Source organism: Desulfobacter sp. (assembly GCF_050177295.1).
The window spans coordinates 1-9734 of the sequence record NZ_JBFXHE010000150.1 but is presented as its reverse complement, the minus strand read 5'-3'; the positions used below and the strand labels follow the sequence as shown (position 1 = coordinate 9734).

The following is a 9734-nucleotide window of genomic DNA, read 5'->3' as shown; positions in this document are numbered from 1 at the left end:
CGGAACGAACCATATTTCTAACAGCAGTCCTACGAAGATCAAGAAAAATCTTATTGGGTATCCCAGCTTTTTTACAAGCTGACACCCAAGAGCGTCTAAAAACTTTTATTTTCCCGTCCCTGTTTCTATTTGGGAAAACATAAGGAACAATTTGACCTCCTATTTTCTGTAGTTTCCTTTGAATATCAAAAATTGCCCAAAGCTCATCATCCAGATAAATAGTACGACCCTCTTTGTTTGGCGGTTAATGAAATTTTCCCTGAAGCCCGACACGCTTTCTGCCAGTTGCATTATCTCAAAAATATCGCTGAACCGACAGCATCCGCTGATGAGACAATGAAAATTGAACTCAGGAAAAAGGTCCGACAAAATGCCGGGGACATCATCCGCCCGGAGCATGTGGAACAACCCGGAGTATTGACCGTAACGGGTTTGCTGCCGTCAGCTGTCATTGAAAATCCTACTGCCGAGGGGAAAACGGAACAACATTCAGTCGATCAGGTGGAGCAGGAACGGCAATCCATTGTGGATTCGCTGATACGCAGGGTGCGTTATCTGTTGACTTTAAAGGGACGTCCACCATTCCGCATGGCAGGCATTGAAATGTATCAAGGCTTTAGGGAAGTCTGTGATTGTCTGGAGGTATTTATCGCTCATATTCCAGATGAACGGCTGATCCGGTTACAGCACGGTCTGAGTGAAGCCCTCAAATGCTTTACGGATGACTATGATCAATTGAGTGAAGTTGCCGGCTGGCTGATTCATATCTCGACGTTGCTCGACCCAGACGAAAACCCGTATCGAACGGGAGATGAGGTAGAAAACGAACTGGTTGAGTACCTGGACCAGTTACTTGAGCAAAACAAGGATAATCCGACACTGTTCACCACTGCGAAGAACCCAAAGAACTGCTTTTACAAACTTTCGGCAGGACTCTTCCGTTCCGATATAGATCGTTTTTCGGGTTTTAAGAAATACCAAAATTTTGTACCAAACAGCATCCGAAAAATTTGCGTTTCCCATAGGTTATCCCTCCAGATAGATGATATTGAGGAGGATAAGTTATGGGCGGTCTGATAAATGTCAACAGAACTAAAAGTTTTTAGGCGAAAACATTGCACAGTTTAGAAAAAAAGACAGCGCCACCATCAAAATGAAAATTGATTTTTTATACATGAAGCCCTCTTAAATTATTTTGTTTAACAAAATCCATTCGGATTAGTGTTGTCAACTTACAAAATCAAGTTTAAAAAAAACAACCAAAAATGGCATTGGTGACGCGTTGCTGGTGAATTCGGGAATTTTTTTGTAACTTTACACTGATATAAAAAGCCGGTATAGTTTTATCCTTTTTCAGGTCAGCAAAAGCGGCCTTGTCTTCAGATAACTGAATACAGGACACAGGATGAATCCCAAAGAAATTCCCATTAAAGATCTTCTTCCCCACAGGAACCGGATGCTTCTTATTGAACGTATCATTGCGGTGAATGAGTCCGAAACCGTGTCCAGTGCCGTGGTGTCGGATCACTGCCCCCCTTGTCTTTGCAGGGTCGGCAAGCCCCATTGTCATGGTGGAACTGACTGCGCAGACCGCCGGGGTCAACAACAGTATCAACCGGTTGCAGACCCGGGGAAAAGAAGACGGCACCATGGGATGGATTGCCGGTGTTAAATCCGCTCTTTTCCATATGGACAGCCTTCCCGTGGGGGGGCAACCCTGATCACCCGGACCCGGAACAGTTTCTCCTTTGAAAATTTCAGGGAGGTTGCCGGAACAGTAATGTTGGATAAAACCGTTGCAGCAAAAATCACGTTGCAGCTTGTGTCGGCATAAAAAGCCGAACCGCCTATATGAATTATTCAGGACGAATCATTAAACAATGACAACCAATCATACGTTAGGATAGTTTTTCCATGTCCCAGAAAACAGACACAAAAACCGCTGTCATTACAGGGGCAAGCCGGGGTATTGGCCGGGCCATCGCCATTGAACTTGCCGGGCAGGGGTATTATACCATTATAAATTATCACTCGGACAAAGACGGTGCCGCCCATACCCTTAAACAGGTCAAGGTTGCCGGTTCCAGCGGAGAGATCATGCAATTTGATGTGGCGGACAGGGAACAGTCAAACGCCGCAATTGACACCATCATGGGCCGGTGCGAGACCATTGATGTGCTGGTAAACAATGCAGGGATTGTTGCTGACAGCCTGTTCATCATGATGAAGGAAGAAAGCTGGGACAAGGTGATCCGAACCAGTCTTGACGGATTTTACAATATGACAAAACCGGTTCTGAAAAAAATGGTTCGCCAGAAACGGGGGGCTGTTGTCTCCATCGCATCTTTGTCCGGCCTGACAGGAAACCGGGGACAGGCCAATTACAGTGCGGCCAAAGCAGGACTCATCGGTGCCAGCCGCAGCATTGCAACCGAAGTGGCACGGCTCGGCATTCGTATCAATGTTGTGGCACCAGGACTTATTGAAACCGATATGACCAAGGATCTGACCCTTCCCAATGTCAAAACCATGATTCCCATGGCCCGGATGGGCCGGCCCGAGGAGGTGGCACGGGTGGTAAAATTTTTGTGTTCAGATGATGCATCCTACGTCACCGGACAGGTGATCTCGGTCAACGGCGGCATGCTCTGATGCTTATGGTAAGAAAATTTTTCCTGGGGGCTGCCTTTGTCCGGGACAATGGGGCTGCCATGGGTGCCATGGCTGTTGTCATGGATGAAATCAGCCAGTGGCTGAAAGGGAATTTCAACACCACTGTTTTCGATGCAACCATCGAGGATGAGCCGGAACCCGGCAGAATCTTCCTGGTTCCAAAAGAAAAGGCTATGACCCGTTTTATCCAGGACATCGTTCTGGTGCTGTCCGAACAGCCGGGCGTATTTAAAGCGGTCATTATCCGCGAAAGCCAAGACTCTTACACCCTTCTTCGTTTTGAAGCGGTGGCACTCAATGAAGATATTAACCCTAACGTATTTGCCGCCCCGAAATGAGACAGAAAACAGCCCTGGGATATCTCTTTGTATTTGCTTTTTTAATGAGCGCAGGGTGCGCAGGATTACCGCCTATTGTTTCCCTGGACAATTTTTCGCTTGGTGAACAAAGCCTTTCCCATGAGTTGAACCAACTGTTTCCGGCTGATTCGTTCCAGTTTGTCCACGCTATAGAGTTGACCATGCCGGGCAGCCATTCAGCCATGCTCATGGGCGTTGTAAATATCCATCCCCGGCACCGCGCCATCCATTGTGTGGTCATGACCCTGGAGGGACTGGTTCTTTTTGAAGCGGACCACACCAGTGATGCGTTCATAATTCACCGGGCCATTCCCCCCTTTGACAGCCAGGCCCCTGTTTTCCCCAAGTCTATAACCTTGACGGCGGCATTTCCATCACGATACACTTTAACCATGACCCTGACAGATGCGAGTTTAATTTCTGATACCTTTTCTTGCGGTGACAATAAATGAAGCCGAAGCTGAGTTATCCCAGATGGACAAAGCTTGACCGGCAGACCGAATTTCATCTGCCCCCCCATGGACCTGTTGTGTTTGCAGCGGCCCTGCCCGGCCATATAGACGTCCAGTTTATTGATGAGAATGTCCAGACCATTGACTATGACGAAGAGGTTGACGTGGTTGCACTCTCCATGATGCTCACCATCCAGGTCAACCGCGGCCTTGCCATTGCAAAAAAGTTCCGGGCCAAAGGCATTCCGGTCATTGCCGGCGGCATTGCCACCATGCTCCATGCAGAGCAGATCGCAGGCCAGGTGGATGCCGTGTTTCTTGGAGAGGCTGAAGGCCGGATGGAAAAGCTTTTTGACGACCTTGAAAAAAAACGCCTGGCCCCGGTGTACGATTATCTTTCCTCACAGCCGCCCATTGAATCCGTGGGTCCGGCCAGAAGGGATATTCTTGACCGGGACCTGTACAACTACAAAGGGGTGCAGATGGTGGATCTGGTCCATGCCTCCCGGGGGTGCCGGTTTAACTGCTACCCCTGCGCCGTGGCCTACCTTGGGGGACGCAAATTCCGGCCCAGACCCATTGACAAAACCATTGAAGAGCTGGCCGGCATTGACAACAACCGTCTCTTTATCGTGGACAATTCCCTGGCCCAGGACAAACAGTGGGAACTGGACCTTTTCCGGGAGATGATTCCGTTAAAGAAAAAATGGTGCTGCCACCCCATTGAAAACGACCCCAAGGTGCTGGACCTGGCAGCCCAGGCAGGCGCCTGGTATGTTTACCAGGCCGTGTTTGACACTTCGGATGTCATCCGGGACAGAATCAAACGCTACCATGACCATGGCATCGGTGTAGAGGGTACCATCCTTCTGGGCCTTGATCACCACACCGAAGACTCCATTAAAAGGCTCATTGATTTTCTTTTGGAAATTGATCTTGATCTGGCTGAATTCACGGTTCTGACGCCGTTCCCCCACACCCGGGCCTGGGAAGAGCTGAACCGCGAGAAAAGGATTCTATCCTATGACTGGGATGCGTATTCAGCGGACAAGGTGGTGTTCCAGCCCAAGAACATGGCCCCGGAGCGCCTCCAGGAACTGCTCCGGTATGCCTGGGACTCCTTTTACCAGGATGAACCCCAGAATATCAAAATGTACAAGCTGTTAAAGACGGTCATCCGGAAAGAAAAAGCGGATAACACCTATCGTCCCAGGAACCGGGACCTTGTCCGGTCTGCGTTTGGACGACCTGCAGCTCAACAGATCTGATACACCGGATTAAGTCGCTCCAGCGGCCCGGAGGAGGGCAGTTATCGGTTTTCTGGAAAAATTTTGCTTTTACAACGTACTCGGCAATTTGCCCCCGGTCTGCTGAGATTAACCCTTATTATGAGATAATCACCCAATGACACCAACCCATCCTGCAACCGTTGATACGCGTAATGGCTTCCTGTTTTTCTGGGATGATATGCCGTCGATGACATCCACCCCCGGCAGCTCCTGTTTAAGTCAATGGTATCCAGCCGTATTTACCGAACATGGCATCACTTATAACAGTGCTGAACACTATATGATGGCACACAAGGCCCTTCTGTTTCACGATGATCAAGCGTACCACCGGATTATTCAATCCGATCACCCCTCAGAAGCAGCAAGCCTTGGCCGAATGGTAAAAAATTTTGATGAACAGATCTGGAAAAATGAGCGCTTCAAAATAGTCACCGCAGGCAGCATTCTTAAGTTCGGACAAAACAGTGAATTAAATTGCTATCTCCAGCAAACTTCCCCTAAAACCATAGTTCTGGCAAATCCCTGGGATAAGATCTGGGGCATAGGCCTTGATGAATACGCTCCTGATGCAGGCATTCCGACCAACTGGAAAGGCCTTAATCTGCTGGGATTTGCGCTCATGAATGCCCGTGAAGCACTTGGGGGGTAGGTATAACTATCCGCGAAACCTTTTAAAAATCAGACTGGTATTAATGCCGCCAAAGGCAAAATTCTGGACAGCGGCATAATCAATGTTTGTCTCCATCAGCCGGGGGGTATGGCGGATCATGGCGCATCGGTCATCCACCTGGTCCAGATTAAGCGTGGGGACAATAAAACCCTTTTCCATCATATAAAGGGTGAGAATGGTTTCGATGACGCCGCAGGCTGCAATGGTGTGTCCCATGTAGCTTTTCAGGCCGCTGACCCATGGGGTGTTTCCATAGACATTGTTAATGGCCCGGGCCTCGATCACGTCCCCGATGCGGGTGGCCGTGGCATGGGCACTGATAAAATCAATCCGGTCCGCAGCGATCTGCGCATTTTCAAGGCCCATTTCAAGCACCTGGGTGACGCCTGCAAGATCGGGCATAATAAGGTTTCCGCCATTATTATTGGTGGAGAACCCGATCACCTCCCCAAGGATTGGTGCGCCCCTTTTTCTGGCAGATTCAAATTCCTCCAGCATGACCGCGCCGGCCCCTTAGCCCACGACCAGCCCGTCCCGTTCAGCATCAAAGGGCCGGGGAGTTTTATGCGGGGTGTCATTATAATGGGTGGAACAGGCCAGCAGATTATCAAATACAGCCACTGTGGTGGTATCGTACTCTTCGGAACCGCCGCAGATCATGGCGTCCTGCACCCCGAATTTAATCAGCTCATACCCGAACCCCATGGACTGGCTGCTGGTGGTGCAGGCTGACGGCGAACAGATGACCCGGCCGGTTATCCCAAACATCCGGGTGATGTTGACAGCGGTGGTATGGACCATTGATTTCAGATAATCTGCAGCCGAAAGGGAGAACATTTCAGTGGACTGCGCATTGAAGCAGGCCTGGTAGACTTTTTTGAGAACAGAGGTGGAGCCGTGGGAGGAGCCAAAGGCGACCCCGGTTCTTCCCGAAGAGAGCACTGCCCTGTCAAGCCCGGACTGTTCGATGACATCATCCACAACCCTGCAGGCAGCAAAGGAGACCGGCCCCATGGTTTTACGGTATTTTCTTGGAAAGTCGTAAGCCACATCCTGGTCCACTGTTCCGAACACGCTGGTATTGAGCTGCTCAACCAGAAGTTCATCATCCCTGATGCGGCCCACACCGGAGGTGCCGCTTTCAAGGTTTTTAAGGATATCCGCCTTGCAGCAGCCAATGGGCGTGATGGCAGAACATCCGGTTATGACAACGCGTCTTTCCATAAGGGAACCTTAAGCCCTGTCAGCCATGGCCTTTTCAATAAAATCAACGATCTCGTTGACAGTTCGTATGGTCATGGCTGCCTCTTCTTCATCCCGGGTCAGCTTGGTTTTCATCAAGGTCTCAATTTCCCGGAGCAATTCTATGGCATCAATACTGTCAAAGCCGTGGACGGCATTTATGTCTTCTCGCTCCATTCTCCATCGTCCTTTACTTTTCTGATGATCCTTCGGGCGTTTCTGCCCAAGCTTGTCTTCATCCTGACAATTCAGTCCCAAAGCATATAGTCATTACTACAATTCATTGTGAATGAAAACATTGATTCACGGCGGTGCAACCGTCGTGGGCATCGTTGTTCACCAGCGGTAGGGTGGGCACGCTTTTTGTGCCCACCGGTTGTCTGTTGTTCTGATTATATCTCGGCGCCATTAACTTCCGCCGTGGCAATGATACTGCCCAATGGCGTAGGGGTGGAATCGTTCCGATGATTGACTGCGTTTATCGCCCACTCTTCAAGACGCACCCGATCACGTTGGAAGATCATCATGTGCGTCGACCCGCCAAATTCGAAGTGGCCTATCTTGTTGCCGCGGGTAACTCTGACGGGGTCATTGCCCTCTTCCACGATGTACGGTGAGTTGATAACACATGTCGACACCTCGACCATCCCAATACAGATGAGCGCAACATAACCGCATAACTCGTGCTCGAAAATGAATATGGCACGGGTCGCGACATGACCAAGGTAGGGTTGAGATTCAGTGCCCTCCCATGTACCTGGGGCTTCTCCCTGCCACGGCCGCTGTGCAAAGTACGTTCCCGGTTGGACCCACGAGCGGACAAGGTAGCCGTCGAGCGGTGTCTGCCAGCGGTGGAAGTGCGTCGCGGACAGGAAACCCTGGTAGATCTGACCACCTTCGAAGCGCTTTGCCCACTGTTTTTGTCCCCCGAAGATGTCGAGCAGAGAGTAGTTGACGTCCTTGATCCAGAAACCTGTTTTAAGCGCCACATTGTTCTCATATTGCCAGGGTGTCGTTTCACAGCCAATGTTGATATTGATGGCCGAGTCCCCCTGGAACGGCCGCGCGCCTGGTACAAATTCTCTGATAAAGAATGAGTTCCACGAGTCGTAACCATACCCCGGTGCTTGGGGATCACACACCATTTGATCCCACACGCCGGCAGCCCAGGCACGCTCAGAGATCCATGATCCTTCCTTTTCAGGGTTATTGATGTCCAGCTTGTCGAGCGATTCGCTGCTCTTCAGGAATGTATTCCACGCATTGAGAATGTTTTTGAATTGGAGATTGAACGTCTTGTCGTGGAACAATGCGAGACCGGACTCCGTGGCCATTGAGATCGCCAGCAAACCGTTCATTGGCGTGCCAACCATTTCCGTCGCATTAAACGAAGGTGAGGTCGATATGATTTCGTTCAGAATTTCAAAAAGGCTGTCGTAGTCTCGGATCCAAAGAACATCGCCATCCTTGTCCTTGATCTCCTCTCTGGTCTCTTTGCTGAGCCTGTTGACGACAGCGTTTGCCTCCTCAATCATGGACGTCACCCACATCCGGTAAACACTATGCCGTGTCACCCAATTCTTGAAGTCCTGAACCTCGGGTCGCATCGGTGCAAGTGCGCCCGCCTCTTTTTTCGCGGCAATGGCGTCGCGCATCGGGACCAGGAACTTGGCGGTCGCCCAGATTCGGTTGGGAACCCAGAAGCCCATCTGAATGGGACCGGCATTGTCGAGTGTAAGAAGGTTGGATTTAGTCATTTTGTTCTCCTTTGAAGATTGATGTCACTGATAGTGTTTGAACAAACCGGGCGCACGATAATGGAGTGACCCGGCTGCCCGATTTTGGGGGAGCGGCAACTTACACGCGCTCCGGTTAAGTGATTCATACTTTCAAATTAAATCCCAGATCACTTCGGCCAGTTTGTGCTCATCTTTTCAGAACCTGAAAAATAACGCTGGGATTACAAGCGGTTGATAGTGCCCTGAATTAGATTTCTTCATGAGTGGCCCATCTTATGATCAACCCCAAAATACTCAATGCGTAAGTTTATGACATTGAAGTCCGATTCAAATATCGATGATAAAATCTTTGAACAGGCCAATTGTACAAGCCTGTCCTCAAGCACCGGGATTCCCAGTGGCCGTTCTTTCCCATTTTCTTTTGGAATGTAACATCGTTTCACCAGTTTGGCCCGATACCGCTTTTGTCTCAGTTTCTGAGCCAATGCCTGAATGTTGGCTTCCAGGTTAACCCTGTAAGCCTCTGCCGTTATCTGATCTACGCCACTGGCAGCTTTCTTGTTCAAATCCTTCCAGCAGTCCATCAAGAATCGGTAGTTGATACATTTGTACAGGTTTTGAAACCGGTGTTTCCCACAAACTTTCGCCTTAGTTGCTATTCCCCGCAGTGAGGTTTGCTCGTATTGCTCCAGCCCTACTTTGTCCGGTACGAGTTTCCTTTGCAGGCTACGTACTTCCGTCAGGTCCTTCCCCATGTAGTGGGCTTTCCCCACCTCCGAGTAATATGCCTGATAAGACACCCCATTGGCATGTAGAGATCCATCGGGAATCCGATTTCCCTCCCACCAGGAATCTGCTCCTAACATTTCAGGGGTATAATGTACCATAATTTCCTGGAACCTTTGGGGCTTCCCGAGTTCTACAGCGTATATCTTCCTGCATGCCACGGCCTGGGGACTCCGGCGGACCTCCACATCCTCGCCAATAGCGGATGCTTCTGTATTGCCTTCGGCGACCGTTAAAACCCTCGGCGTCCGCGGGTTGCTCTCTCGAAGCTGTACCAGCACTTCAGGGTGCACGACCACCCCTGCGGCCTACAGGATTCTCTGCCTACGCTTAACCCATCTTGTTCAATACCCTTTTCATTGCTCTTTCGGTTAGGTGAGTCCATCTGCGCTTGTGTCCTATAGTGTTCCAGAAAAATAAATTGGACTCTCTTGGAAGATGATTTATTATGTATTTTCAGGCAATAACGAATGCATAATAATCAGCTTTCAAGGAGACACTTATGCTATATTTTCGGTTAAATT

12 protein-coding genes are annotated in these 9734 nt (G+C 49.8%); 7 read left to right on the top strand and 5 right to left on the bottom strand.

The window, feature by feature from the left end; genetic code table 11:
* Positions 1 to 237: 237 nt before the first annotated feature.
* From AB7U36_RS11895 to AB7U36_RS11865, 7 genes are all read left to right on the top strand, one after another.
* Positions 238 to 1077, top strand: a complete 840-nt coding sequence (locus AB7U36_RS11895) for a hypothetical protein (protein WP_428159992.1) — start codon at positions 238 to 240, stop codon at positions 1075 to 1077.
* Between the two features lie 410 nt (positions 1078 to 1487).
* On the top strand, positions 1488 to 1721 hold the full coding sequence (locus AB7U36_RS11890; RefSeq protein WP_428159991.1) for a hypothetical protein: 234 nt from the start codon (positions 1488 to 1490) through the stop codon (positions 1719 to 1721).
* Between the two features lie 193 nt (positions 1722 to 1914).
* Positions 1915 to 2652, top strand: coding sequence for a 3-oxoacyl-ACP reductase FabG (fabG, locus tag AB7U36_RS11885; protein ID WP_428159990.1), 738 nt, complete (start codon positions 1915 to 1917; stop codon positions 2650 to 2652).
* Complete coding sequence (locus AB7U36_RS11880; RefSeq protein WP_428159989.1) at positions 2652 to 3011, top strand: hypothetical protein; 360 nt, start codon at positions 2652 to 2654, stop codon at positions 3009 to 3011. The genes fabG and AB7U36_RS11880 overlap by 1 nt, the downstream gene beginning before the upstream one ends.
* Positions 3008 to 3484 (top strand): hypothetical protein, encoded by a 477-nt coding sequence (locus AB7U36_RS11875; RefSeq protein ID WP_428159988.1) that lies wholly within the window; start codon positions 3008 to 3010, stop codon positions 3482 to 3484. Before AB7U36_RS11880 ends, AB7U36_RS11875 begins: the two co-directional genes overlap by 4 nt.
* Positions 3481 to 4752: a B12-binding domain-containing radical SAM protein gene (locus AB7U36_RS11870; RefSeq protein WP_428159987.1), complete on the top strand. Its 1272-nt coding sequence runs from the start codon at positions 3481 to 3483 to the stop codon at positions 4750 to 4752. The genes AB7U36_RS11875 and AB7U36_RS11870 overlap by 4 nt, the downstream gene beginning before the upstream one ends.
* Before the next feature lie 136 nt (positions 4753 to 4888).
* Positions 4889 to 5422: an NADAR family protein gene (locus AB7U36_RS11865; protein ID WP_428159986.1), complete on the top strand. Its 534-nt coding sequence runs from the start codon at positions 4889 to 4891 to the stop codon at positions 5420 to 5422.
* A 6-nt stretch (positions 5423 to 5428) separates the two neighbouring features.
* Here the strand turns inward: AB7U36_RS11865 and AB7U36_RS11860 are convergent, their stop codons facing one another.
* The 5 genes from AB7U36_RS11860 to AB7U36_RS11840 all read right to left on the bottom strand — a co-directional run bounded on the left by AB7U36_RS11860 (position 5429) and on the right by AB7U36_RS11840 (position 9503).
* Entirely contained in the window at positions 5429 to 5941 is a 513-nt protein-coding gene (locus tag AB7U36_RS11860; protein ID WP_428159985.1) for a hypothetical protein, read from the bottom strand.
* A 15-nt stretch (positions 5942 to 5956) separates the two neighbouring features.
* On the bottom strand, positions 5957 to 6667 hold the full coding sequence (locus AB7U36_RS11855) for a beta-ketoacyl synthase N-terminal-like domain-containing protein (RefSeq protein WP_428159984.1): 711 nt from the start codon (positions 6665 to 6667) through the stop codon (positions 5957 to 5959).
* 9 nt (positions 6668 to 6676) lie between these two features.
* Positions 6677 to 6862, bottom strand: a complete 186-nt coding sequence (locus AB7U36_RS11850) for a phosphopantetheine-binding protein (RefSeq protein ID WP_428159983.1) — start codon at positions 6860 to 6862, stop codon at positions 6677 to 6679.
* 215 nt (positions 6863 to 7077) lie between these two features.
* Positions 7078 to 8442: a phosphatidylserine decarboxylase family protein gene (locus AB7U36_RS11845; RefSeq protein WP_428159982.1), complete on the bottom strand. Its 1365-nt coding sequence runs from the start codon at positions 8440 to 8442 to the stop codon at positions 7078 to 7080.
* Positions 8443 to 8681: 239 nt separating this feature from the next.
* Positions 8682 to 9503 carry a hypothetical protein gene (locus tag AB7U36_RS11840; RefSeq protein ID WP_428159981.1) on the bottom strand — a complete coding sequence of 274 codons (822 nt, stop codon included), beginning with the start codon at positions 9501 to 9503 and terminating at the stop codon, positions 8682 to 8684.
* Positions 9504 to 9734 lie beyond the last annotated feature (231 nt).